Consider the following 23,429-nt stretch of genomic DNA (forward strand, 5'->3'; position numbering starts at 1 on the left):
CCGATCACGCCAGCATGTAGGCCAGCAGCGAGCGCAGCTGCGCCGGCTTGATCGGCTTGTGGACGAGTTCGGCCCCCGTGGCCTGGGCGCGGGCGGCGATGTCGGCGCCGTGGTCGGCGGTCGTGAGGATCACCGGCGTCACCCAGCCCCGGTTGCGCCGCAGGTAATCCACCACGTCGAGGCCGCAGGCGCCGTTGTCGAGGTGGTAGTCGATCACCATCACGTCCGGCCGCGCCAGCCCGCTCCCAAGCGCGGCGACGACACCGGCAAGATCGCGAAACACCTGAACCTCGGCATCCCAGCTGCGCAGGAGCCGCTGCAGCGCCTCCGCGGTCGAGGCGTCGTTCTCGATCGCCAGCACACGGGCGCCCGTCAGCGCGGTCGCCAGCGGCGCCAGCGTCACACGCGCGTCCGGGCGCTGCGCGGCCAGCGGCAGGGTCAGGCTCAGGCGCGTGCCGTGGCCGGTGCGGGAATGCAGTTCGATGGCGTGGTCCAGCGTCGAGGCCATGCGCTGCACGATCGACAGGCCGAGCCCGAGGCCGACACCGCCGTCGTCGCCCTCGCGCCCGCCGCGGAAGAACTCCTCGAAGACGAGCGCCCGCTCGCTCTCGGGGATGCCGCAGCCGGTATCGACCACGTCGATTCGGCAGAGCTTGCCCCGCCGCCGTGCCGCGATCAGCACGCCGCCGCTCTCGGTGTAGCGGATCGCGTTGGAGACGAGGTTCTGCAGGATGCGCTGGAGCAGGATCCCGTCGGTCTCCACCACAAGGTCGGCGCAGCGGGTGACCAGGCGCAGCTCCTTGCGCTCGGCGAAGGGCCGGAAGCTCGCTTCGATCCCGGCGACGAGATCGGCGAGACGCACCGGCTTGACCACGGGGCGGACGATGCCGGCATCGAGCTTCGAGATGTCGATGAGCGCCTTGATCAGATCCTCGATCGTCTCCAGCCCGCGCTCCACCTGCCGGGCGACCGCTTTCGCCTCCGGTCCCGGCGCGAGGTCGGTCAGCGCCGAGAGCGAGAGGCGGGCGGCGTTGAGGGGCTGGAGCAGATCGTGGCTCGCGGCGGCGAGGAAGCGCGTCTTCGAGCGGTTGGCGGTCTCGGCCTCTTCTTTCGCCGCCTGCATCGCCTCGTTCGAGCGCTCCAGGCTGCGCATCAGCCCGGTCAGTTCCTCGGTGCGGGCGCGGACGCGGCCCTCCAGCATGATCGCGGTCTGGAACAGCGAGTAGGCGCCGCCCTGCTGGTCCATGGTGCGCTCGACATGGGCCATCAGCGCCGCATTGATGCGCTCGAGCTTGGCCACACGATGCGTCAGGGACTCGATGGTCTGCGGCTCGCTCTGCGGCTCCGCCCAGAGGGTCGGGCGGTTCATCGCGCTGTCTTCGCGCCCCGACCTTCCGGCCCCTCGGCCCGGCCGATGGCGATGCCCGTGAAGGTCTGGTTGAGGTGCATCGAGCGGTACTGCTCGCCGTAGGTCTCGAAGCCGACCACGCCGTAGCGCCGGTACAGCTCGGCGATGCGGTGATGCACCTGCCGGCTCTGGGCATCGAGACGGCGGAACACGCAGTCGAAGCCGATCACGAGGTCGAGTCCGCCGAGCGACGCGTCGAGGCTTTCCAGCTCGGCCCGGGTCGCCTCGACGATGTCGCGCGGCTGGGCCAGCGTCAGCACCACCCCCTCGCCGATGGCGCAGAAGAAGGTCAACGAGCCGTCCGGCTCCACCCGGCTGATCGAGCGGCAGTAATACTCACCGCCGATCTTCACCGCGAGCGGATAGGAGGCAAACGACATCGTCGAGAGGTTTTCCGGATCCAGCCCGACCGCCATCGCGTATTCGCGCGCCGCGGGCTCGGCGTTGAGTTCGGTGACGCGTCGCTCCTCCTCGCAGGCCGCAGTCACCACGAACTTGCGGTTCGTCGGCTCGAAATTGTCGCTCTTGAAGATGCGGATCGGGAAATCGGTCTCGACCAGCAAGATTACCGCCGCGTCGCGGCAGAGCCGGCCCTCGTGCATCAGCACCGTGCTGCGGAAGGCGAGATCGTCGCCGGCCGAGCCGCCGATCAGCGGGATGCCGTCGAGGGCCCAGGCCGCGGCCGAGACCACGGTCTCCTCGGCATTGGCGAGCGAGTCGATCAGGGACAGGGCGAAGCGGTGGCCGCCGCCGTCCGGCCGCCCCGCATCGAGGGTCCGGCGCAAGGACCGGACGGTCGCGGCCGCCCCCTCCACGTCGAGCCGGGCGATGTCGGTGAGCAGGCCCGAGACGATGCGGAAGCCCTGCCGGGGAAAGGCGATGGCGACGAGGCCGCGATCGATCGAGCCCGCCGGGCTGATTCCGCCGGAGGTCGAGCAGCCGGTGAGCCCGACGCCGGGAAACTGCGCGGCGAGCGCCGCCGTGAGCGGCTCGGCCTCGTAGACCGGCGAGAAGAACACGATGAGGTGGCCGATCGCCGCCCGGTCGAGAGCCTCCGCCACGGCCGCGACCGCGCCCGTGGCGTCGTCCGCATCCGTCCAGGCCGTCTGGATTCCGCACAGATGCCGCCGCATCTGCGTGCCGTACGCCACCGCCTCACTCCCTCGCACGGGGTCTGTTCCGGCAGGCCGGCCGCCCCTGACATATTGTGCACGACTATGTGCCCGGCGAAGTGGCGTGGCAATGGGTGGGTGTTCGCGGCTGCCGATCAGGCCGCGGCCGCCGGCGGCTCGCCGCGCGCCCGGTAGGACAGCGCCTCGGCCAGATGCAGCCGCCGCACTTGCGCCTCGCCGTCGAGGTCGGCCAGGGTCCGGGCGACGCGCAGGGTGCGGTGGAAGCCGCGGGCGGACAGCCGCATGGTCTCCGCCGCGTGGCGGATCAGCGCCGCACCCTCGGCGTCGGGCGCGGCGGCGGCCTCGATCACGGTGGCCGGGCAGGTGGCGTTGGTCGTGGCGGCCGGCAGGCCGAGGGCGCTGTAGCGCGCGCTCTGGAGCCCGCGGGCAGCGGCAACCCGGGCGGCGGCCTCGGCCGACCCTTCAGCGGGCAGCGGCAGGATCAGGTCGGCGGCGGTCACCGCCGCGACCTCGATGCGCAGGTCGATCCGGTCGAGCAGCGGCCCGGAGATCCGGGCGCCGTACTGGGCGACGCAGCGCTCGTTCGGTCCCCGGCGGCAGGCGTAGCCCGGCTCCAGGGCCATGCCGCAGCGGCACGGATTCATCGCCGCCACGAGCTGGAAGCGGGCCGGATAGGTGACACGGTGGTTGGCCCGCGCGATCATGATCTCGCCGGTCTCCATCGGCTGGCGCAGGGAGTCGAGCACCTGGGGCGTGAACTCGGGCAGCTCGTCGAGGAACAGCACCCCGCCATGGGCGAGCGAGGCCTCGCCGGGCCGGGCGTTGAGGCCGCCGCCGACGAGTGCGGCCATGGAGGCGGAATGGTGCGGCTGGCGGAACGGGCGCCGGTTCGAGAGCGCGCCGCCCTTCAACTCGCCCGCGACCGACTGGATCATCGAGACTTCGAGCAGTTCGCGCGGTCCCAGCGGCGGCAGGATCGAGGGAAGGCGGGCGGCCAGCATCGACTTGCCGGCGCCGGGCGGGCCGTTCATCAACAGGTTGTGGCCGCCCGCCGCCGCGATCTCCAGGGCGCGCTTGGCGCCCTCCTGGCCCTTGATGTCGCGCAGGTCCGGCATCGGGCCGGCGGGCGCGGCCACCGCGGGAAGCGGCCGGGCCATCACTTGGCTGCCCTTGAAGTGGTTGGCGAGCTGGATCAGCGAGCGGGGCGCGAGCACGTCCATGTCGCCCGCCGCCCAGGCCGCCTCCGGCCCGGTCGCGGCGGGACAGATCAGGCCGAGCCCCCGGCCGTTCGCCGCCATCGCCGCGGGCAGCACGCCGGCCACCGCCGTGATCGAGCCGTCCAGCGCCAGCTCGCCGAGGACGCAGTAGCCGCCGAGTGCGTCCGCCGGGAGCGCGCCGATGGCGCCCATCACCGCGAGCGCGATCGGCAGGTCGTAGTGCGAGCCTTCCTTGGGCAGGTCGGCCGGGGCGAGGTTGCAGGTGATGCGCTTGGCCGGCAGGGCTAGACCCGATGCGATCAGCGCCGAGCGCACCCGCTCGCGCGATTCCGCCACCGCCTTGTCGGGCAGGCCGACGAGGGTGAAGGCGACCGCGCCGGGAGCGATCTGCACCTGTACGTCGACGGCGCGCGCCTCGATCCCCTCGAAGGCGACGGTGGCGACGCGCGTGACCATGGTCTCTGGCAAGCTCCGAACCCAGAGGTTGCAGACTAGGCGCCACTTCGCGTGCTGGCAACGACAAGCGCGGCCTTAAGGGCCGCCGGATCCCGCACTTTGTTCATCCGGAGCAGTGACAGGAACAACCGGTGCCATAGATCGTTCGCCGGGTACCAATCTGCCCAAGGAGCCGTTCATGTTCGTCCGCCCGCTCGCCGCCGCCGCGCTCGGCCTCGCCCTGCTCGCCGGCCCGGCGCTCGCCGACCAGAAGCTGCCGCCCGAGCAGCAGACGAAGGTCGAGGACATCCTGAAGAAGGAGGGCTTCACCAAGTGGAAGGAGATCGAGCTCGACGACGGCATGATCGAGGTGGACGACGCCATCGACGCCAACGGCAAGCAGTTCGATCTCAAGCTCGATCCGAAGACGATGGAGATCGTGAAGCGCAAGGCCGAGTGAGGCCGTGGCTCCGGGGCACCCGTGGCCCCGGAGCTACTTGACCCTGGTGAAGTACGGACCGCTCTCGGCCACGCCCTCGCCGTCCGGCCTGAGGCCCTTCCAGCGGGTCGCCAGCTTGGTTTCCTTCACCAGGGTGAACAGCGGCTGGCCCGGCTTGTAGACCGCGACACCGTACTTGTTGACCGTGCCGCCCTTGCCGTAGCGGTCGAAGGTCACCGCGAGGCCCTGTGCTTCACGGCGGGTCCGGCAGCGAATCGTCTCGTCGCTTTGGAACCCCCGCACGGTGAGGACGCAACCGTCGCGGACATCCGGGGGCAGCAGCACGAGGTCGTAGGTCACGACGATGCCCGTGCCTCCGGCCGTCCGCCCGGCGGCGTGCTCGTAGCGGTAGCGGCCCTGCCAATCCTTGGGCGCGCCCTCCTGAGCCGGCTCCTGCGCCGGGGCGGCGGTCGATGAGCCCGCGAGCAGCGCGAGGACGGCAAAACGCAGCGGGATCGTCCGCATGGCCCCTCCCTTATCTTCGGAGGAAGCATGGCCGGGCGGGTGGAACGAGGCAACCTGCTTGTGTCCCGCTTGCATCCCGCCGCGCGGGCCGTCATATACGGCGCGGGAGGTTGGCGAGGGACGTTTCACTCGCCAACCGGGTCAGGTCCGGAAGGAAGCAGCCCTAACGAGACCGAGCGGGTCTTTGTCCAGCCTCCCACCTTCGCCGCCCGCGGGCCGGGCGGCCAGCCTTCCCCAAAAAGTCCGAACGGCGGCATGGACGAGACGCACGGCACGTTCCCCGACGAGCCGGGCCTGCCCGGCATGCCCGCCGCGGCGTCCGCCCCGGCCGCGACGCCCTACCGGGTGCTGGCGCGCAAGTACCGCCCCCAGACCTTCGACGATCTGATCGGCCAGGGCGCCATGGTGCGCACATTGGCCAATGCGTTCTCGGCCAACCGCATTCCGCAGGCCTGGATGCTCACGGGCGTGCGCGGCGTCGGCAAGACCACCACCGCCCGCATCCTCGCCCGCGGCCTCAATTACCTGCGCACCGCTGGGTCCGATAGCGGCCCCACCGTGTCGATGCCGGAACTCGGGGTGCACTGTCAGGCGATCATGGAATCCCGGCACATGGACGTGCTGGAGATGGATGCTGCCTCGCATACCGGCATCGACGACGTGCGCGGCATCATCGACGGCATCCGCTACGCGCCGGTCTCGGCCCGCTACAAGGTCTACATCGTCGACGAGGTCCACATGCTCTCGGAGAAGGCGTTCAACGCCTTCCTGAAGACGCTGGAGGAGCCGCCGCCCCACGCCAAGTTCGTGTTCGCGACCACCGAGATCCGCAAGGTTCCGGTGACGATCCTGTCGCGCTGCCAGCGCTTCGACCTGCGCCGGGTCGAGGCCGACGTGCTCTCCGCCCACCTGAAGAAGATCTGCGCCGCGGAAGGCGTCGAGGCCGAGGACGAGGCCCTGGCTGCCGTCACCCGCGCGGCGGAAGGCTCGGTGCGCGACGCGCTCTCGCTGCTCGATCAGGCGATCGCCCACGGCGCGGGCGCGGTGACGGCCGCGGGCGTGCGCGACATGCTGGGCCTCGCCGACCGCTCGCGCATTGTCGATCTGTTCGAAGCGGCGATGCGCGGCGACGTGCCCGCCGCCTTCGCCGAGATCCGCGCGCAATACGATGCCGGCGCCGACCCGGCGGTGGTGCTGTCGGATCTTGCCGGCTTCACCCATCTCGTCACCCGCCTCAAGCTGGTGCCGGGTGCCGAGGCCGATCCCACCTTGAGCGAGGCGGAGCGGGTGCGCGGCGCCCAGTTCGCCGGGCGGCTGCCGGTGCGGGCCTTGTCGCGGGCGTGGCAGATCCTGCTCAAGGCGCTGCCCGAGGTGCAGGCGGCGCCCCGGCCGCTCGCGGCGGCGGAGATGGCGATCGTGCGGCTCGCCTACGCCGCCGACCTGCCGACCCCCGACGAAGCGCTGCGGCAGCTCCGCGCCGATGTCGCCGCCTCCGACGGTGGTGCCCCTCGCCCGAGCCTCGGGCGCGATGGCGGCGGCACGGCCTCGCACGGCTCGGCGGCCCTGCAGATGATGCAGCCCGCGCCGCAGCCGTCGCCCCGTCCGGCGCTGGCTGCCGTCCCCGTCACGTCCGCCGCGACGGAGGCCGCGCCACGCCCGGCCCCGGCGGCTCCCGCCGGCCCGCGGCTCGGGCGTTTCGAGGACGTCGTCGCGCAGGCCGAGGCCGCCCGCGACATCGCCCTGAAGGTGGCGCTGGAGCGCGACGTGCATCTCGTGCGCTTCGAGGAAGGGCGGATCGAGTTCCGCCTCGCCCCCGGTGGACGGCAGAGCCTTCCGACCGATCTCGCCCGCGCCCTGGATGCCTGGACAGGGCGGCGCTGGCTCGTCGCCCTCTCCAAGGAAGAGGGTGCGCCGACGCTGGCCGAGAACTCCCGCGCGGCCGAGCAGACCCGCCACCAGAACGCCGCCGCGCACCCGCTCGTGCGGGAGGTGCTGTCGCGCTTCCCCGGCGCGCAGATCGTCGATGTCCGCGACAAGGCGCCGGAGGGCGATGCCGCCGAGGCCGCGGCGGACGGCGCCGGGCCGGCCGCCCCGCCGCCCGAGGAGGCGGACGAGGACGACGACGCCTGAGGGCGTGCAGCCGCGCCCTGCGCCGCCCCTAGCGGGCGCGGGGCCTCGCGCCTAAGTGCGGAAAGCGACCTTCTTTCCCGATTGAAACCGGAGCAGACCCACCATGCGCGACCTCATGGGCATCATGAAGCAGGCCCAGGCCATGCAGGAGAAGATGGCCTCGCTCCAATCGGAACTCGACTCGGTCGAGGTGTCGGGGGCCTCCGGCGGCGGCGCCGTGAGCGTTCGGATGACGGCCAAGGGTCAGGTGCTCGGCGTCTCGATCGACCCGAGCCTGATGGTCGCCGACGAGCGGGAGATCCTGGAGGATCTCCTCGTCGCCGCCTGCAACGATGCCCGCGGCAAGGCCGAGACGACAGCCCAGGAAAAGATGGCGGAGTTGACCAAAGGCCTGCCGCTTCCGCCCGGCATGAAACTACCGTTCTGAGCCTTCTCAGTGAGACTCCCGCGGCTCCTCAGGCCATAGATTGAAGGTCGTCGGGAGTTTCGAGGCAACCTACACGCTCGGCTGCCAACGCATTGAGCGGCGGACCGGGCCCGGTCGGGGGTAGAACCTTGCGAATATCGTTAAGCCGGCAATGAACCCCTGGCGAATATTTCATTCGACGCTCCCTGCGTCGTCCTGTCGCACAAAACGTCGTGACCGTTGGGGTGCCCGCTTCTACGCGATGAATCCTCCAAGAAATCAAGGACGTAGCCGGGTTGCAGAGCACCACCTTCGGAAGAAGTCGATACCGAAAATGTGACCACCACCGCTTTCCTCGCCCACAACTGTAAATTTTGTTAAGGCAACGATTTGGACGAGGGGACAAGATTCATGGGCCGGGTCGAACGCGGCCCCCCTTAGCGAGGCTCGGCGGTTCCGCCGGTCTCTTTCCGATCAGAGCCGGCGGAACCACCGCCGCGACCGGAGAGATGCCGTGCCAAGTCTGCTGTCGGCAACCCTCATCACCGCCTGCGCTCTGCTCGCGACTTTTCTGGGCGCGAACCTCTGGGCCCTGCGCATGGCTACGGCGATGACGGCCGCGGACGAGGAAGGCCCCTCCACGTCAGGCTGATCCCCTTCGGAAAGGCGGGAGCGGGCCTCGCCCCAGGGCCGCATCACCTCCGCTTCTTCCGGCCCGTAGATCGACGTCGACTTTCATAGGGCCGTGGCCGTCGGCGGGTGCATCGCTCCGAAGGGTGGCCGACGGTTCAGGCAGAGAGACGCAGGGGCGTGGCCTCAAGCCTGGGTTGCATCGCTGAATCCTCGCGATGGCTCGCGACGACCACCTGCCGCACGCCCGTGTCCTTGGCGAGGCGATAGAGCTGGACGAGGGCGGGATCGTCCGCCGCCGCATCCGAGGCGATGACGATCGCGTCCATGCAGGGACCGACTGCGGGAATCAGCTCGACCGCATCCCATGCGGCGTCCGCCTCCAGGCGGCAGAGGACCCAGTCGTAGCTCTGTGAAAGGGCATTGAGGCCGATGGCGAGGCCTTGCGGCTCCTCCACCAGAACGTCGAGCGGAGTCACTCCGCGCTTGACCGCGTGCAGGCGCGATCCGCGCACCGGCTGGATCACGTCGAGGAAGTCGGCTTCGCCGGCCACGAGGTCGGTCAGCCCCGGCTCGGATGGTTCGGAGAGGCCGCCATTGACGTCGACCAGCAGCGTCTGACGCAGAGGACCGAGCACGCGGGCGAGTTCCGAGGCGAGGCCCGGCTTGCCGCCCGCGCGGGGAAATTCGACCACGAGCACGCAGCCGCCCTTCGGCTGCCCCTTGGGCCGCAGCCCGACCGCGCCGCCCTCCAGCCGGGCAATCAATTCGTTCAGATCGGTCGAGGAGGCCGAGGATTTCGCCGGGACGGTGAGCCCGCTCGTGCCCGCTTTCGCGCCAGCTCTCCGGGACGGATTCTCCGCCCCGATTGGTGCCGTGCTGGCGAAGACCGGGTGCTGCACCGTCGCCGTCGCCCTCAGGGAATTGGCGAAGGCGAGCGCCGGAGCGAAACGCTCGGTCGCGGAGGCTGGATACGCGCCGCCATAGACCGGCTCGAAGGCGGGACGGCGTCGGGACGGCGGCTCGGGCTCGGGGTAGAAGTCGCGCCCACGATCGTCCGGCGCGGCGGCGCGGACCGGCTCGCCCTCGTCCCCGGTGCGGCCCCCGTCCGGTTCGGGCGGCGCGACGAGGAGATGGCGGCCGACGACCGCCGCGCTCGCCAGCAGGAGGGCGAGCACCGTCGCGAAGGCGATGATCGGGATCTTCTTGGGGAAGGACGGCAGGTCGGGCACGACCGCGCGGGACACCACGCGGGCATTGGCCGGGCTCGCGTTCTCGGCGTCGCGCGCCGCCGCCTCGCGGTAGCGGGCGAGATAGGATTCGAGCTGCTCGCGCTGGGACTTGGCCTCGCGCTCGAGGGCGCGCAACTCGACCTCGCTGCTGTTGCCCTTGGCGACCACGTCCTGCTGCCCCTCGACCGCCGCGCGCAGGGATTCGACCCGAGCCCCCGCGATCTTGGCGTCGTTCTCGAGGGTCCGCACCACCCGCTCGGCGGCGGCCTTGATCTGGTTCTCGAGATCCTGGACCTGGGCGGTCAGCTCCTTGATGCGGGGATGGGCCGGCAGCAGCGTGCGCGATTCGAGGGCGAGCTGCGCACGCATCGCCATGCGGCTCTCGACCGTGCGCCGGATCAGCTCGTTGTTGGCCACATCCGGGATCTCGAAGGCGCGGCCCTCCTTGATCATGTCCTTCAGGAGCTTGGCGCGGGCGGTCAGGTCCGCCTGGATCGTGCGGGCCTGCGAGAGCTGGCTCGACAGTTCGGACAGCTGCTGAGACGAGAGCGGCTGCGCGGCGGCGCTGCTGCCGGTGCCGATCAGGCCGTGCTTGGCCCGGAAGGCCTCGACCTTCGCCTCGGCCTCGGCCACGCGGGCGCGCAGCGTCGCGATGTTGTTGCCGAGCCAGGTCGAGGCGTAGCGCGCGGTGTCGACCGAGGCCGCCTCCAGAGAGGCGAGGTAGAGGTCGGCCACCGTGTTGGCGCCCCGCGCCGCCAGCTCGGGATCGCGCGAGCGGAACTCGACGGCGAGGATGCGCGACTTGCCGACCGGATAGACCAGCAGGTGGTCGAGATAGGTGTCGAGGATGCGGTCTTCGGACGGCCGCTCCATCGGCGCCGAGACCAGCCCGAGCATCATCAGCGTGCGCCGGACCGCCGAGGTCCCCTCGGCCTCCGGATCGAATTCCGGGTTGCCGACGAGCTTCAGGCTGCGGATCGCCTCGCGGGCGAGGTCGCGCGACATCGCCACCTGCACTTGGCTCGCCACGGCCTGCTCATCGATCGGCTGGGGCTGATCCGTCCGCTCCGCGGCGGTGCGGGTGAAGGCGGGATCGCGGCTCTCCAGCAGAACCTTGGCTTCGCCGGTATAGCGCGGGGTCACCAGCTGCACGAACACGCCGGCCCCGAGTGCGGCCACCAGCGTTGGCACGGCGATCCAGGCCCAGGAGCGGCGCAGGACCCCCGCGATCTGCCCCACCGCCAAACCGTCGCCCGGGCCGCCGGGGCCTCCGGACGGTGGAAGTGACGGATCGGTCGACAGCCTGAGGCGCGGCATGGGCAGTCTTTACGAAGGCAGAGCGCGGAATCGGGAGGAACCGCCCGTTGTGAGCCAATAGGCGACGTTAAGGTTGACGCGGCGTTAAGACGGCAATCCGCCCCGCGCCAGCATCCGGGACAATGCACCTTACCGAAGACAGCATTCCGCGCATGTCCTCGGCCGGATCAGCATTCGTTAACTATACCGCCTTAAAAACCAGCCGAGGTTCTCCACAACGGCGATGGCGATGCATCGGCGCGCATTCCTTCTGGCTCTTCCGTCCGTTCTCGCGCTCGGCGGCTGCCTGCGCCCGGATTTCCGGACCGTCGATCTCGACGCCACCGGGACCGGCTCTATCGGCGCCCGCTACCCCCTTGCGGCGGGCGACAAGTTGCGGGTCATCGTCTTCGGGCAGGACAACCTCTCCAACATCTACGCCGTCGATGGCGGCGGGCGCATCGCGATGCCCCTGATCGGCGTCGTCCAGGTCGGCGGACAGACCACGGCGCAGGCCGCCCGTCTGATCGAGGCGAGGCTCGCGTCAGGCTATGTGCGCGAGCCGCACGTGACCGTGGAGGTCGATGCCTACCGTCCCTTCTACATCCTCGGCGAGGTCACGACCTCCGGCCAATATCCCTACGTGAACGGCATGACGGTCGAGACCGCGGTTGCCATCGCGGCCGGCTTCGGGCCGCGGGCGGCGCGCGACTATGCGGTGCTGACCCGCGAGGGGCATGCTGGACTCATCAACGGCATCGTGCCGATGTCCTATCCGGTGCGGCCCGGCGACACGATCGTCATCAAGGAGCGCTTCTTCTGAGCCAATGGCCGCAGCGTTCACCAACTCCTAACCGCGATCGGCAAAACAGACCTGCAAGCGCAGGTCAGCGCCCCTTTGCGAGCTGATCTCGCGCGCCTCTTAACCGCACGCTGACGGCGCCACGACGATCTTGCGCCGCATGGGCCTCCCGCATCGGGACACCCGCGCGGAGATCGACGGACGTGACCGCTCCCATCGCCCCTTCCCTCACGGCCCTTGCCGCGCAGAACCGTGCGGCGAGCCCGGTCGTCGATCTGCGGACCCGCGGCGGCGCGGCTGAGCGCCACCGGATCCTCCACGTGTTCCGGGCACCGGTCGGCGGCCTGTTTCGCCACGTCGTCGATCTCACCCGCCTCCAGGCCGAGGCCGGACACGCCGTCGGCCTCGTTTGCGATGCCTCGACCGGCGGAGAACGGGCCGCGCGGACGCTGGCGGAACTCGCCCCGCACCTCGCGCTCGGCGTCACGCGGATTCCCATGCGCCGCAACCCCCATGCGAGCGACCTCGCGGCTTTGCGGGCCGTGCGGAAACAGGCTCTCGCCGTCGGGGCCGATGTTCTGCACGGACACGGCGCCAAGGGCGGCGTCTTCGCTCGATTGGCACCGCTGGGCCGAGCCGGTCGCGGCGTGATCCGCGCCTACACGCCGCATGGCGGAAGCTACAACTACCGGCCGGGCACGCCGCTGCACCGCGTCTACATGGCCGCCGAGCGGGTGATGGCGCGTGCGACCGACCTCTTCCTGTTCGAGAGCGAGTACGTCGCCTCGCGCCACGCCGCCTATGCCGGTGGCTCGCCGCGCCTCGAGCGGATCGTTCACAACGGCATCGGCGAGGCCGAATTCCTGCCCGTTGGGACGTCCGAGGACCCGTTCGACCTCGTCTATGTCGGCGAGCTGCGCGAGGCCAAGGGCCTGCCGGTTCTGCTGCGGGCGCTCGCGCGGATCCGCGGCCAGGGCCGCAACCTGCGCCTCCTGATGGTGGGCTCGGGTCCGGATACGGAGAGCCTCGCCGCCATGGCCGAGAATCTGGGCCTGCGCGACGCCATCGCCTTCGAGCCGCCCCAGGCGATCCGCCCCGTTCTCGGTCGTGGTCGGGTCATGGTCGTACCCTCGCTCGCCGAGTCGCTGCCCTACGTCGTTCTGGAGGCGGCCGCAGCCGCCCAGCCGCTGGTGGCGACCAATGTCGGCGGCATCCCCGAGATCTTCGGTGCCCTCTCCGGCAGCTTGGTCCCGCCGGGGGATTGCGAGGCGCTGGGGCAGGCCATCGTTCGTATCCTCGACGAGGAGCCCGCGCTCCGCGAAGGACGCGCCCGCGCCCTCAGCGATTCGCTGCGCACCCGCTTCTCCATGAACCGCATGGCGACCGATGTCCTGTGCGGCTACGCCGCCGCGTTCCGCGCGAAGCGGGTCGCGGCGGCCTCGGCCGCGACGTGATCCTGAAAGCGCCTGCGCCGCCTGTCCCAACCCGGGCCAGCCCGGCCTGCCGGATCTTAGGCTTCCGTGAAGATCTATCCGGCACACTCCAATGCCGGAGAGGCTCGACGTTTTCACGTGGAACATTTCGATGAGTGCCATCGACGTCCGGGATCTGCTCAAAGTTGCCGAGCGGAATGACTCCCTGACCTCCGTCCCGTCGCCGCTCGCGCTCGACATGACCGGCGAGTCCGGCAACGGGTCTCAAGCCCAGCCCCCCGCCGAGCGGCCGCGGGGCTCGTGGCTCTCGCCGATAGTGCTGGCGGGCTGCGTCCGCCTAGCCGAGTTCTGCGGCTTGGTGCTCCTCGGCCTGGGATTGCATCAGGCGCTCCTTCGCGGTGTCGTGCCCCTGGCACCGCGCTACGTCACCGCTGTCCTGGCGGTCACGGTGGCCGCCCTCGCGCTGTTCCAGGCCTCCGGCAGCTACCGGATCGGCGCCTTCCGCGACCTGTCGAGGACGGCCGTGAAACTCGCCACCGGTTGGTCCGTGGCCTTCCTGATGGTCGCCGCGGCGATGGTGCTCGGCAAGATCGCCGACCACTATTCCCGGATCTGGCTGCTCAGCTACTATATGGCGGGCCTGGGGGTTCTGCTCGCCGGTCGCGTTGCCCTGGCGGGCTTCGTGCGGGCGCAGATGGCCGCAGGCCGGTTCGATCGCCGCACTGCGATCGTCGGCGGCGGACCGGCCGCCGAGGAGCTGATTCAGGCCCTGAATGCCGGCGGCGATACCGGCATACGCATCATCGGCATCTTCGATGACCGGGCCGACGACCGCTCCGGCACCGAGGTCGCCGGGCATCCCAAGCTCGGCAATGTGAGCGATCTCGTCACCTACGCCCGGCATGCCCCTGTCGACCTCGTGGTGTTCACGCTGCCGATCTCGGCCGAGACGCGCATCCTGCAGATGCTCGCCAAACTCTCGGTCCTGCCGGTCGATATCCGCCTGTCGGCGCACGCGACCAAGCTGCGCCTGAGGCCGCGAGCCTATTCCTATCTCGGCGACGTGCCGCTGCTCGACGTCTTCGACAAGCCGCTCGCCGACTGGGACGTCATCCTGAAAGGCGTGTTCGACCGTCTGGTCGGCCTCCTGCTGCTGATCGGGCTCTCGCCAGTGATGCTGGCCGTCGCCCTCGCGGTGAAGTTCACCTCCCCCGGTCCGGTGCTGTTCCGGCAGAAGCGCTACGGCTTCAACAACGAGCTGATCGAGATCTTCAAGTTCCGCTCGATGTATGTCGATCTCTGCGATGCGGGAGCGACCCGGCTCGTCACCAAGACGGATGCGCGGGTAACGCCGGTCGGCCGCTTCATCCGCAAGACCTCGCTGGACGAGCTGCCGCAACTCTTCAACGTGATCCGCGGCGACCTCTCCCTGGTCGGCCCCCGCCCCCACGCGATCCAGGCCAAGGCGGCGAACACCCTCTACGATCAGGTGGTGGACGGCTACTTCGCCCGCCACAAGGTAAAGCCCGGCATCACCGGCTGGGCGCAGATCAATGGCTGGCGCGGCGAGACCGACACGAGCGAGAAGCTCCAGCGCCGCGTCGAGCACGATCTGCATTACATCGAGAATTGGTCGATCCTGTTCGACCTCAAGATCCTGCTCACCACGCCGCTCGCGCTCTTCAAGACCGACAACGCGTATTGAGGATCTTCGGGACTTCGAACGGGGTGAGGCCCGGGTCCGCCAGAGCGCGGTCCCGGGCCTTCTCGTATCAGCGCAACGTCGCGTGCCGGATTACGGCAGCGCGCCCGCCTTCTCCTTCACCTTGGTCATGGTGTCCTGGCAGGCGGTTTCCTGGCCGGCCTTGTCCTGTTCCTTGGCCTTGGCGAGCAGGGTGCGCGCCTCCTCGACGCCGGCCTTGGTGGGCTTGGTCGCCGGGTCGGACGGGGCGCCGGCCGGGGGCTTGTCGAGGGCCTTGGCCGAGCCGGATGAGGTAGGACCGCCCGGCGGCTCCTTGCCGGTCACCTGCTCCGCACCGGCGCTGTTGAGCCGCCGCTCCACCGCGGCGATGTCGTCCTTGCAGGACACCGCCAGGGCGGGGCCTGCCGCGACGAGGGCGGCCAGGGCGATGGGCAGGCTGAAGGCTGTGCGCATGGGGTTCGGGCTCCTCCGAAGCGGTCTTTCGCGAACCGGTCCTGTGACCGGCGCTTCGGCCGAGAAAGCCCGCCAGACCCGCCCGCGGTTCCGCTCTGCGACGCTTCGCCCAAGACCGCCGGGAGCCTTCCGGACATGCGAAAGGGTGCGGATCCCGCGATCCGCACCCTCCCTTGTATTCCGACAGGTCGGAAGACTTAGCGGATCAGGTTGACCAGAGCCGAGCCGGCCGGGCTCGCCAGTTCCTTGGCATCGATGGTGCCGTCGTTGTCCGGGTCGGCAGCCTTGAACTGAGCCTCGACGGCGGCGAGGTATTCCTTCTTGTCGAGGGTGCCATCGTTGTCGGGATCGAGCTTCTTGAGGTCGGCCTCGCTGACGCGGCCCTTGAGCTCCTTGGCGTCGAGGGTGCCGTCCTTATCGGGATCGAGCTTGTCGAAGGCGGCCGAACCGGCGGCCAGGGCCTCCTTGAGATCGACGGTGCCGTCCTTGTCCGGATCGAAGGCGGCGATGTCGACCTTCGTCGTGGTCGTGGGTGCGGCATAGGCCGGGACCGCGACGAGGGCGGCGAGCAGAACGGCAGAGGAGAGGCGGAACGCCATTGAGGGCAAACTCCTGATCGAAGTGGCCCGGCTGGAACCGGGCGGACGGCAAAATCGCAGAGCCAGGCGCGACCGCTCATGCGCGGCAAGGCGGTCGCTCGGCCTCGCTTGGATTGCGTAACTTGCCCGGGATGATTTGGCAATAGGCGGAGCTGAAACAGCGCGTCGGGCTGCCTCTGAAAGCCTTGCCCTGTGGGTGGATATAGAAACGGCGCGGTTCCGGAGAACCGCGCCGCTTGCAACCCTTGCGAGACTTTCCGGATCGAAAAACCGTTCCGGAACACCTGCTCAGCCAAGACCTGCTGAGCCGAAGACCTGCTCAGCCCTTACGGACCAGCGGCTCCACCACCGGAGCCGGCGGCGGCGGCTCGAACAGGATGCGCAGGCCGCCGAAGGCCGCCACCGGCGCGCCGGGCGCGAGGCTGCGGTTCGAGGTGGCGTTGGGCACCCGGACGATCGGAACCTCGTCCACCGGCGAGAAGGTGCCGAAGGTGGCGTACTTGGCGTTGAACGCGTTCTCGACGAAGCCGTAGAGCTCGATGTTGGGCGCGATGCGGTAGCTGGTGTTGAAGCCGAACACCGCGTAGTCGCCCGTCGTCTTGTTCTGGTTGGTCGGGTCGCCGACGAGGAACTTGCCGGTGGCGAAGCGGGCGAGCGCGCCGATCCGCCATTCCGGCGTGACCTGGTACTGCACGCCGACCTTGAGCTGGTGCGGCGCGACGCCGGGCAGGCGGTTGCCCGGACGCACAAGCACGACGCCGCTCTCGTCGCCGCCGGCGCTGTTGAACGGGTTGCCGGGGGCCGCGAGTTCGACCGGCGACTCGAAGGTCGCGTCGACAAAGGCGTAATCGACGAAGGCGTTCCAGCGCGGCGCGTTGTAGAACAGGCTCGCCTCGACGCCCTGGCGCTTGGTCGAGCCGACGTTGCGGAAATAGGCGCGGCCGATCGTGTCGGGGGCCGGCACGAACAGGATGTCGTCGTCGTTGCGGGTCGAGAAGAAGCCGGCCTTCCACGACAGGATGCCGCCGAAGACATCGTCGGGCTGCGGGATGCGGCCGCGGACACCCGCCTCGACCGTGCGCGCCACGACCTGCTTCAGCGGCGGATCGCCGACGAAGAAGTTGGTGAGCGAGCAGGGCGCCAGGGGATCGGCGCAGGAGAGTTCCGCCGGGGTCGGGGCGCGGTTGGCCTCGGTGTAGCCGCCGTAGGCGACGAGGTAGTCGGGGATGATCTTGTAGGTCGCGCCGACGCCGGGGTTGAAGCGCTGGTAGTAGTGGTCGCCGTTGAGCGCGGTGCCGATCTGATCGCGCAGGATGATTTTGGCCATGTTGAACCGGCCCTGCAGCGTCAGCGTCAGCCGGTCGGTCAGGTCGGTGTTGTTGGTGAAGTAGATGCCGCCGTAATCGTTCGAGGAGCGCACGGAGACCGGGGTGATGATGCCGTCATCGCTGGAAACGACGATGCCGGGGGGCGAGAAGCCGCGATCGAAGGTGAGGCCGCCGATCGAGTTGTCCGCCGTGAAGCGCGTCCGGCCGCCGTCATAGGAGCCGCCGAGGACGAAGCGGTTCGGCAGGCCGAACAGCGGCTCGCGCACCACGGTCTGGACGGTGGCGCCGAAATTGTCGGTGTCGGTACGGGTCTGGTTGAGGAAGGCGTAGGGGCCGCCCTCGTCGAAGCGGTCGGCGAAGATCGGGTTGACCGCTCCGAAATTGAAGGTGCGCAGCCGGTCGGCCCGGACCGGGTTGCCGGTGCGGTCGCGCAGGAAGAACTGGTTGTCGTCCGCGCCCTCGGCGCAGACGAAGCGCTCATCGTCCTCGCAGTTCTCGACGTCGGCCGCGTCGCCGTTGGCGGTGCGCTGCCGGAACAGGCCGTAATAGGCGTTGCCCTGCACGCTGATCGTCGGCGTGACGTCGTAGGTGCCGGAAAGCTGGAAGCGCAGGAAGTCGTTCTTGGTCTGGTCGGGATAGGTGAAGACGTCGCTGCGGTCGGCCTTCAGCAGTTCGACCGGGGCGGTGCCGTTGCCGGTCAGGCTGTTGCTGGCACCGATCACGTTGAAGTGGAACTCACCCCGCTCGGCCTGCACGCCGAGGTCGGCGTAGATCTGGTTGAGGCGGGACGGCGAATGGCGCCGCCAGCCCTCCTCGCCGAGCTTGGTGCCGGCGACGTAGAGGCCGATATTGTCGATGCGCTGACCGTGCTGGAAGGCGATCGCGCCGCGGCCGAACGAGCCGCCCAGCGCGTTGATCTCGGTGCCTTGGTAGGTGAAGCCGTTCTTGAGCGACACCGCGAGCGCGCCGCCCAGCGCGTTGAGGCCGAAGGCCGGGTTGGACCCTTCGAGTTCGATCCGGTCGACGGCGATGTCGGGGATCAGATCCCACTGCACCGTGTCGCCGAACGAGGTATTGAAGCGGGCGCCGTTCAGGTAGACCGCGACGCCCTGCGGCGAGCCGCCGAGCGGCGAGGCCTCGAAGCCGCGATAGGTGATCGTCGGCTGGAAGGGGTTGCCCTGGGCGTTGTTGATGCTGATCGAGCCGATACGCTCGTCGAGCGCCCGAACCGTGCTCGGAAAGCCGACCCGCGAGACGTCGGCCGCCGTCAGCACGCTCGTGTTCTGCGGCAGCTTGTTACGGTCGATGCCGTCGAGCACGACGGTCTCACGCAGACCCGACGCGGTCGGCGTCGCCACGATCCGGCGCGAAGCCGCGACCGGCGTGTTCGAGACGACGCTGATCTCCTCCAGCGTGACAGCCTGCCCGCCGCCTGCGCCTTGCGCCATCACCTGCCCCGGAAGCAGCGCAACCGATGCGATGAGGCTGCCTCGCAGCACCCGCATTGTCATTCCCCAGCCCTTTTTCATTCGTGCTTGTTCGGCCCCCGGAGGGACCGTTGCCGACTGTTGCTGGAGACGTGGAAGCGTCACAATCGGCCGGGGGCTTCTTTCAGGCCGTTTATAGGGAAGCGCTCAACCTTCCTGCGGGCGCGTGCTGTTACAGCAACATATTTCTCCAATCACAACAAGGTCTTATGGATCATTGTCCTGTCGGACCCGGGATGTTTCGGCAATACGATCAGGACACGTTCCAACGAATGCTTTCATCCGATCGGTCGCGGGAAAAATGGGCGATTCGAAACCGGCGGCCGTTCCGGACGTGTCCGCACGATCCGTCATGCCCGATCCGTCATGCCCGAACCGGCGGATCCTTCCGGGCGAGCGGCTTCGGCTCACGCGCCGCGCGCAGACGGGATCGAGCATCGCAGCGAGGGCGGCTCGGCGAGGAGCGTGACGCGATCCGGCCGCAACGGGGCCTGCGGCGGACAGCGACCGCGGCCGGTGTCCGAAGACCCGATCCGGCCCGCTTCAGACGCGGGATTGAATGCGGCGGGCGAGCTCGCCGAGGCGCTGCTCCAGAAGCGTCGGCACCTCGCAGACATAGGAGACCGACTGGTTCCGCTCGTCGAAAATGCGCCGGTCCCAATTGAACTGGCTTTCCAGATTCGCGACCTCTTTCGAGGCGACCTTGGTGGGATCGGAATCCGGGCTGTCCTTGAGTTCGCTCACCTTGTCCGCCTCGTCGCGGATGCGCTCGGCGAGCCGGCGCTGCCCTTGCGCGTAGCGGGTGATGCCGTTCATGACGGTGCTGCGCTCACCGTTGATGATCTCGAACACGCCGGCGAAGACGCGGGTGAGGCGCTTCGATTTCTCGGCCGGATCGAGCTTCTCCGTGAATTCGTCGAGCAGGGTGTCGACCTCGCGCAGTTCCGTGCGGCGGGAGGCGAGCTTGCGGGCGAGCTGGGCCGCTTCCCGGTCGTTGCCCCACTCCCCGGCCTCGGCGAGGTCGGGCCCCGTCCAGAACGAGCCGTAGCCCAAGGTCGTCACCTTGCGCTGGGCGCAGGGCCAGTCCGGATCGGCCTTGGGCTGCGCCAGGGCCGGTGCCGCCGCAAGGGCGAGAGCGAGACAGAGCGGGGCACGGACGGAGCCGAGGGTCGCACGACGAAGGATCATGGGAGGTCTCTCAGGCGGCCTCGCCGGCCGGTCCGCCGCGCCGGGCCATGATGCCGCGGCCCGGATCGTAGGCGATCACGGCGAGGGTAAAGAACAGGAGGCCGGTGCCGACCACGACGGCGCAGGCGACCGGCTCGAAGCGCCCGTAGAGGGCGAAACGCACCAGCTCGACCGCGTGGGTGAACGGGTTGGCCTGGCAGACGAGATAGAGCCACTCGCTCGATGCCCGGACCTGCCAGAGCGGATATAGGGCAGAAGAGGCAAAGAACATCGGGAAGATCACGAAATTCATGACGCTCGCGAAGTTCTCGAGCTGCCGCACCAGCGAGGACAGGAACAGGCCGATCGCCCCGAGCATCAGCCCCGAGGCCAGGAAGGCCGGCAGCGCGGCGAGGTAGCCGACCGGCGGAATGCCGGTCTCCCAGAACCACGCGATGGCGAGGAAGGCGTAGGCCTGCACGATCGAGACGCTCACCCCCGCGATCAGCTTGGCGAGCAGCAGCGTCCAGCGCGGATAGGGCGAGGTCAGCAGCACCTTCATCGAGCCGACCTCGCGGTCGTAGACCATCGAGAGCGAGGATTGCATGCCGTTGAAGAGCTGGATCATCACCGCCAGCCCCGGAACCACGTAGACCTCGTAGAGCACGTAGGTCTCGTAGGGCGGCGTGATCGAGGTGCCGAGGGTGTTTCGGAAGCCGGCGGCGAAGATGAACAGCCAGACCAGCGGACGCACCATCGCCGAGAAGAAGCGCTCCTTCTGGTGGAAGAAGCGCAGCAGCTCGCGGCGCACGATGCCGCCCAGCGCGATGAGATAGCCGACCGCGTCGAGGCGGCCCGCATGGGGCACGGGTTTCGCCGGGCTCGCCGCGGCGGGGTTCGAGGACGCGCTCATGTCAGGACACTCATGCGGCGGACTTCACGGCGCGCTTGTCGGGCTCGGCCACGAGGCGGCGGAAGGCGGCCTCCAGCGTCTCGCCGGGTCCGCCGATCTCCCCGGCCCGGCCGCGGGCGACGATGCGCCCTCTGTGGAGCACGACCGCGTCGTCCTCGGGGGCGATCTCCTCGAAGATGTGGGTCGCCCACAACACCGACAGGCCCTCCTCGCGCACCAGGGCGCGGACGATGGCGACGATGTCGGCGCGCGATTCGAGATCGAGGCCGACGGTGGGCTCGTCGAGGAGCAGCAGGCGCGGCTCGTGGATCAGCGAGCGGGCAATCTCGATGCGCCGCGACTGGCCGCCGGAGAGGGTGCGGATCTTGTCGTCGCGCCGCTCGGCGAGGCCGACGCGGGCGAGCAGCGTCTCGATGCGGGCCCGCGCCGCCGCCCGGCCGATGCCGTGCAGGCTGGCGTGGTAATGCAGGTTCTGGGCGACGGTGAGATCGGTGTCGAGGGTGCGCGCCTGGAACACCACACCGAGGGCGGCGAGCGCCCGCGAGGGCTCCCGGTCGAGGGGATGGCCGAGGATCGAGACCCGGCCCTCCTGATGGTTGTAGAGCCGGGTGATCACCGAGAAGAGCGTGGTCTTGCCGGCGCCGTTGGGGCCGAGCAGCGCCATGAAGTGCCCGCGCTCCACCGTCAGCGAGACGTCCGACAAGGCGGCGCGCTGGCCGAAGCGGTGGCTGACGCCGGCAACTTCGAGGGCCGCGCTCATCTCGGCAGCGCCCGCCGGGCATCGTCGAGCGCTTCCAGGCACTCGTCGAACTCGCCCTCGCCCTGCTCGCGCTCGGCGATCTTCAGTGCGCGCTTGAGCTTTTGCGGAACGGCGTCGGGCGCGAGTTTCTCCGCCTGAGCCTTCACCGAAGCGATGCCCTCGGCGCAGGCGGACTTGTCGTCGGCCAGCGCCGGGGTGGCGAGAAGGCTGGCCGCGAGGAGGACGCCTCCCGAAAACATGAGAGCGATGCGCATGATCAAGCTCACTTCACCGTAATCGTGCCGGCCATGCCCTTCTCCTCAAGCCCCTGCGCGTACCACTTGTAGGCTCCGGGCTTGATGGCGACGAACTCGATGGCGATCTCGCCGGGATCGTCGAATTCGAGGTGATCGGGCGGACCGCCGCCGTGGATCTCCTTGTGCTCGATCACGATCTGGTTGAACCAGATGTAGCGGAAGAACTCCGGCGCGTAGAACTTGTATTCCTGCCGCCCCTTGGCGACGATCCGCAGCCGATAGGCTTTGCCGGCCTCCAGCTCGATGTCCTTGTTCTCGACCACGAAGTCGTTGCCCTCCTCGTTGCCGAGGACGAGGTCGGGCAGGTTCTGCCGCTTCTTGGTGAGGTCGAGGGCGCCCGCCGGAGCACCGGCGAGCATCAGGGCCGCGGCGGCGAGGCCGAGGCGCGTGGTCCATCTCATGTCGTTTCCTCCGATCGTTCGCGGTCCCGCACCGTCCCGAAAGCCGCCCCGGAGACGATGCATTAGCCGGCAAACTGAACTTATTTCTTCGAGATCGCCACGCCCCAGGGCAGCAGCCCGACGGGGATGCTCTTGACCACCTTCAGCCCTTCCACGTCGATCACCGACACGTCGTTGGAGGTGCCGTTGGTGGTGTAGAGCTGCTTCTCGTCGGGGGTGAAGGCGAGCTGCCAGACGCGCTGGCCCACGGGCAGGTACTTCTGCACCTCGTAGGTCCTGGCATCGACCACCGCGACGCGGTTGGCCGGGCCGAGGGCGACGAAGGCCTTCGAGCCGTCCCTGGTCAGGCGCACGCCGACCGGCTGGATCTGCTCGTCGGTGACGCTCGGGATCTTGAAGCTGATCTTCTTGATGACCTTGCGGGTGGCGACGTCGATCACCGAGACCGTGCCGCCGACCTCGGCCGAGACCCAGAGAAACTTCCCGTCCGAGGAGAATTCGGCGAAGCGGGGCCGGGCATCGACCAGCACGTTGTCGATCACCTCGAAGGTCTTGGTGTCGATGAAGTGGGCCATGTTGGTGGTCTCGGAGGTGTTCACGAGAACCTTGCCGTCCGGCGACAGCCCCATCCCCTCCGGCTCGACGCCGACCGGGATCTCGGCCAGCACCTTGTTCTTCTCGATGTCGATGATGGTGACTTGGCTGTCGTCCTCGTTGGCGACGTAGAGCGGGTTGCCGCTCTGATCGAGGATGAACTGCTCCGGATCGGGGCCTGAGCGCAGCGAGCGGACCACCTTGCCGGTGGTGGTGTCGAGCACGTCGATGCGGTCGTCGTCGCTGGCGCAGACGAACAGCTCCTTGTCGTCCTTGGAGAGCGTCACGCCGCGCGGGCGCCGCCCGACCTTCCAGGTCCCGGTCACGGCCATGGTTTCGGTGTCGATCACCGAGACGGTGTTGGCCTTCTCGTTGGTGACGTAGGCGGTGAAGGCCTGCGCCGTCCCGACCGCGCCGAACCAAGCGCCTGCCAGCACCGCGCAACTCAGCCCCGCCCTCAAACGAGCGACCATCGGCGTCCTCCCTGTCGTCTTCGGCGCGTCTCTGCGCGCCCGCGTTGGAATCGGTTGCAGCGACATGGCGCTGACGGCCACACCGCTCAAAACAAAAAAGGGCGAAGGGGGGCGGCTTGCCGGGCGGTCGATTGCCGCATCGTCTCCCCTCCGGCGTCGGACCGGCCCGC

General features: G+C 69.3%; 21 protein-coding genes and 1 other RNA gene. 8 read left to right on the forward strand and 14 right to left on the reverse strand.

All coding sequences use genetic code 11. The features are described 5' to 3' along the window. Window positions 1–4: 4 nt before the first annotated feature. From HNR01_RS12815 to HNR01_RS12825, 3 genes are all read right to left on the reverse strand, one after another. A complete protein-coding gene (locus HNR01_RS12815; protein WP_153874599.1) occupies window positions 5–1,369 on the reverse strand; it encodes an ATP-binding response regulator in 1,365 nt (454 codons plus the stop codon). Continuing rightward, window positions 1,366–2,559, reverse strand: a complete 1,194-nt coding sequence (locus HNR01_RS12820) for an FIST N-terminal domain-containing protein (protein ID WP_017485279.1) — start codon at window positions 2,557–2,559, stop codon at window positions 1,366–1,368. Before HNR01_RS12820 ends, HNR01_RS12815 begins: the two co-directional genes overlap by 4 nt. Window positions 2,560–2,675: 116 nt before the next feature. Beyond that, window positions 2,676–4,214 carry a YifB family Mg chelatase-like AAA ATPase gene (locus HNR01_RS12825; protein ID WP_183667982.1) on the reverse strand — a complete coding sequence of 513 codons (1,539 nt, stop codon included), beginning with the start codon at window positions 4,212–4,214 and terminating at the stop codon, window positions 2,676–2,678. Between the two features lie 178 nt (window positions 4,215–4,392). Here HNR01_RS12825 and HNR01_RS12830 point away from each other — a divergent pair, with 178 nt between their 5' ends. Further along, complete coding sequence (locus tag HNR01_RS12830; protein WP_017485277.1) at window positions 4,393–4,653, forward strand: PepSY domain-containing protein; 261 nt, start codon at window positions 4,393–4,395, stop codon at window positions 4,651–4,653. 33 nt (window positions 4,654–4,686) lie between these two features. Here the strand turns inward: HNR01_RS12830 and HNR01_RS12835 are convergent, their stop codons facing one another. Then, a complete protein-coding gene (locus HNR01_RS12835; RefSeq protein ID WP_183667983.1) occupies window positions 4,687–5,157 on the reverse strand; it encodes a DUF5991 domain-containing protein in 471 nt (156 codons plus the stop codon). Between the two features lie 104 nt (window positions 5,158–5,261). Between HNR01_RS12835 and ffs the strand changes: the two genes are divergently transcribed. The 4 genes from ffs (at window position 5,262) to HNR01_RS27365 (ending at window position 8,345) form a co-directional block, all read left to right on the forward strand. Beyond that, an RNA gene (gene ffs, locus HNR01_RS12840) (signal recognition particle sRNA small type) lies at window positions 5,262–5,358 on the forward strand. Window positions 5,359–5,412: 54 nt separating this feature from the next. Then, entirely contained in the window at window positions 5,413–7,287 is a 1,875-nt protein-coding gene (locus HNR01_RS12845; protein ID WP_183667984.1) for a DNA polymerase III subunit gamma/tau, read from the forward strand. 103 nt (window positions 7,288–7,390) lie between these two features. Further along, window positions 7,391–7,714 (forward strand): YbaB/EbfC family nucleoid-associated protein, encoded by a 324-nt coding sequence (locus HNR01_RS12850; protein WP_183667985.1) that lies wholly within the window; start codon window positions 7,391–7,393, stop codon window positions 7,712–7,714. Between the two features lie 493 nt (window positions 7,715–8,207). After that, window positions 8,208–8,345, forward strand: a complete 138-nt coding sequence (locus HNR01_RS27365; protein WP_210313227.1) for a hypothetical protein — start codon at window positions 8,208–8,210, stop codon at window positions 8,343–8,345. A 136-nt stretch (window positions 8,346–8,481) separates the two neighbouring features. On the opposite strand, the gene HNR01_RS12855 is transcribed toward HNR01_RS27365, so the two are convergent. Further along, the gene (locus tag HNR01_RS12855; RefSeq protein ID WP_183667986.1) at window positions 8,482–10,872 is read right to left on the reverse strand and encodes an exopolysaccharide transport family protein; all 2,391 of its coding nucleotides are present in this window, start codon (window positions 10,870–10,872) and stop codon (window positions 8,482–8,484) included. A 223-nt stretch (window positions 10,873–11,095) separates the two neighbouring features. Here HNR01_RS12855 and HNR01_RS12860 point away from each other — a divergent pair, with 223 nt between their 5' ends. The 3 genes from HNR01_RS12860 (at window position 11,096) to HNR01_RS12870 (ending at window position 14,791) form a co-directional block, all read left to right on the forward strand. Next, entirely contained in the window at window positions 11,096–11,674 is a 579-nt protein-coding gene (locus HNR01_RS12860) for a polysaccharide biosynthesis/export family protein (RefSeq protein ID WP_183667987.1), read from the forward strand. Between the two features lie 182 nt (window positions 11,675–11,856). After that, a complete protein-coding gene (locus HNR01_RS12865; RefSeq protein WP_375373193.1) occupies window positions 11,857–13,107 on the forward strand; it encodes a glycosyltransferase family 4 protein in 1,251 nt (416 codons plus the stop codon). Window positions 13,108–13,237: 130 nt separating this feature from the next. Further along, window positions 13,238–14,791 (forward strand): undecaprenyl-phosphate glucose phosphotransferase, encoded by a 1,554-nt coding sequence (locus HNR01_RS12870; RefSeq protein WP_183667988.1) that lies wholly within the window; start codon window positions 13,238–13,240, stop codon window positions 14,789–14,791. Between the two features lie 90 nt (window positions 14,792–14,881). Here the strand turns inward: HNR01_RS12870 and HNR01_RS12875 are convergent, their stop codons facing one another. From HNR01_RS12875 to HNR01_RS12915, 9 genes are all read right to left on the reverse strand, one after another. Then, window positions 14,882–15,241: a hypothetical protein gene (locus HNR01_RS12875; protein WP_153874606.1), complete on the reverse strand. Its 360-nt coding sequence runs from the start codon at window positions 15,239–15,241 to the stop codon at window positions 14,882–14,884. 197 nt (window positions 15,242–15,438) lie between these two features. Further along, window positions 15,439–15,840 (reverse strand): lanmodulin LanM, encoded by a 402-nt coding sequence (gene lanM, locus HNR01_RS12880; protein ID WP_017485268.1) that lies wholly within the window; start codon window positions 15,838–15,840, stop codon window positions 15,439–15,441. A 319-nt stretch (window positions 15,841–16,159) separates the two neighbouring features. Continuing rightward, entirely contained in the window at window positions 16,160–18,673 is a 2,514-nt protein-coding gene (locus tag HNR01_RS12885) for a TonB-dependent receptor (protein ID WP_017485267.1), read from the reverse strand. 525 nt (window positions 18,674–19,198) lie between these two features. Then, entirely contained in the window at window positions 19,199–19,843 is a 645-nt protein-coding gene (locus HNR01_RS12890; protein WP_183667989.1) for a hypothetical protein, read from the reverse strand. A 10-nt stretch (window positions 19,844–19,853) separates the two neighbouring features. After that, the gene (pedC, locus tag HNR01_RS12895) at window positions 19,854–20,735 is read right to left on the reverse strand and encodes a lanthanide ABC transporter permease protein PedC (protein WP_183667990.1); all 882 of its coding nucleotides are present in this window, start codon (window positions 20,733–20,735) and stop codon (window positions 19,854–19,856) included. Between the two features lie 10 nt (window positions 20,736–20,745). Beyond that, window positions 20,746–21,495: a lanthanide ABC transporter ATP-binding protein PedB/LutE gene (pedB, locus tag HNR01_RS12900; RefSeq protein WP_153874609.1), complete on the reverse strand. Its 750-nt coding sequence runs from the start codon at window positions 21,493–21,495 to the stop codon at window positions 20,746–20,748. Further along, window positions 21,492–21,749 carry a hypothetical protein gene (locus HNR01_RS12905; RefSeq protein ID WP_246417500.1) on the reverse strand — a complete coding sequence of 86 codons (258 nt, stop codon included), beginning with the start codon at window positions 21,747–21,749 and terminating at the stop codon, window positions 21,492–21,494. The genes pedB and HNR01_RS12905 overlap by 4 nt, the downstream gene beginning before the upstream one ends. A gap of 8 nt (window positions 21,750–21,757) precedes the next feature. Beyond that, window positions 21,758–22,192: a cupredoxin domain-containing protein gene (locus HNR01_RS12910; protein ID WP_153874611.1), complete on the reverse strand. Its 435-nt coding sequence runs from the start codon at window positions 22,190–22,192 to the stop codon at window positions 21,758–21,760. An 80-nt stretch (window positions 22,193–22,272) separates the two neighbouring features. Next, window positions 22,273–23,259 (reverse strand): YVTN family beta-propeller repeat protein, encoded by a 987-nt coding sequence (locus HNR01_RS12915; RefSeq protein ID WP_183667991.1) that lies wholly within the window; start codon window positions 23,257–23,259, stop codon window positions 22,273–22,275. Window positions 23,260–23,429: the final 170 nt, after the last annotated feature.

This window comes from Methylorubrum rhodesianum, assembly GCF_014199985.1.
Lineage (GTDB): Bacteria > Pseudomonadota > Alphaproteobacteria > Rhizobiales > Beijerinckiaceae > Methylobacterium > Methylobacterium rhodesianum.

What these genes read in the sequence shown, in the direction of transcription:
- HNR01_RS12815 (WP_153874599.1), bottom strand. Translation starts at nt 1,369, where the DNA reads ATGAACCGCCCGACCCTCTGGGCGGAGCCGCAGAGCGAGCCGCAGACC.
- HNR01_RS12825 (WP_183667982.1), bottom strand. Translation starts at nt 4,214, where the DNA reads ATGGTCACGCGCGTCGCCACCGTCGCCTTCGAGGGGATCGAGGCGCGC.
- HNR01_RS12830 (WP_017485277.1), top strand. Translation starts at nt 4,393, where the DNA reads ATGTTCGTCCGCCCGCTCGCCGCCGCCGCGCTCGGCCTCGCCCTGCTC.
- HNR01_RS12835 (WP_183667983.1), bottom strand. Translation starts at nt 5,157, where the DNA reads ATGCGGACGATCCCGCTGCGTTTTGCCGTCCTCGCGCTGCTCGCGGGC.
- HNR01_RS12845 (WP_183667984.1), top strand. Translation starts at nt 5,413, where the DNA reads ATGGACGAGACGCACGGCACGTTCCCCGACGAGCCGGGCCTGCCCGGC.
- HNR01_RS12850 (WP_183667985.1), top strand. Translation starts at nt 7,391, where the DNA reads ATGCGCGACCTCATGGGCATCATGAAGCAGGCCCAGGCCATGCAGGAG.
- HNR01_RS12855 (WP_183667986.1), bottom strand. Translation starts at nt 10,872, where the DNA reads ATGCCGCGCCTCAGGCTGTCGACCGATCCGTCACTTCCACCGTCCGGA.
- HNR01_RS12860 (WP_183667987.1), top strand. Translation starts at nt 11,096, where the DNA reads ATGGCGATGCATCGGCGCGCATTCCTTCTGGCTCTTCCGTCCGTTCTC.
- HNR01_RS12870 (WP_183667988.1), top strand. Translation starts at nt 13,238, where the DNA reads ATGAGTGCCATCGACGTCCGGGATCTGCTCAAAGTTGCCGAGCGGAAT.
- HNR01_RS12875 (WP_153874606.1), bottom strand. Translation starts at nt 15,241, where the DNA reads ATGCGCACAGCCTTCAGCCTGCCCATCGCCCTGGCCGCCCTCGTCGCG.
- lanM (WP_017485268.1), bottom strand. Translation starts at nt 15,840, where the DNA reads ATGGCGTTCCGCCTCTCCTCTGCCGTTCTGCTCGCCGCCCTCGTCGCG.
- HNR01_RS12885 (WP_017485267.1), bottom strand. Translation starts at nt 18,673, where the DNA reads ATGCGGGTGCTGCGAGGCAGCCTCATCGCATCGGTTGCGCTGCTTCCG.
- HNR01_RS12890 (WP_183667989.1), bottom strand. Translation starts at nt 19,843, where the DNA reads ATGATCCTTCGTCGTGCGACCCTCGGCTCCGTCCGTGCCCCGCTCTGT.
- pedC (WP_183667990.1), bottom strand. Translation starts at nt 20,735, where the DNA reads ATGAGCGCGTCCTCGAACCCCGCCGCGGCGAGCCCGGCGAAACCCGTG.
- pedB (WP_153874609.1), bottom strand. Translation starts at nt 21,495, where the DNA reads ATGAGCGCGGCCCTCGAAGTTGCCGGCGTCAGCCACCGCTTCGGCCAG.
- HNR01_RS12905 (WP_246417500.1), bottom strand. Translation starts at nt 21,749, where the DNA reads ATGCGCATCGCTCTCATGTTTTCGGGAGGCGTCCTCCTCGCGGCCAGC.
- HNR01_RS12910 (WP_153874611.1), bottom strand. Translation starts at nt 22,192, where the DNA reads ATGAGATGGACCACGCGCCTCGGCCTCGCCGCCGCGGCCCTGATGCTC.
- HNR01_RS12915 (WP_183667991.1), bottom strand. Translation starts at nt 23,259, where the DNA reads ATGGTCGCTCGTTTGAGGGCGGGGCTGAGTTGCGCGGTGCTGGCAGGC.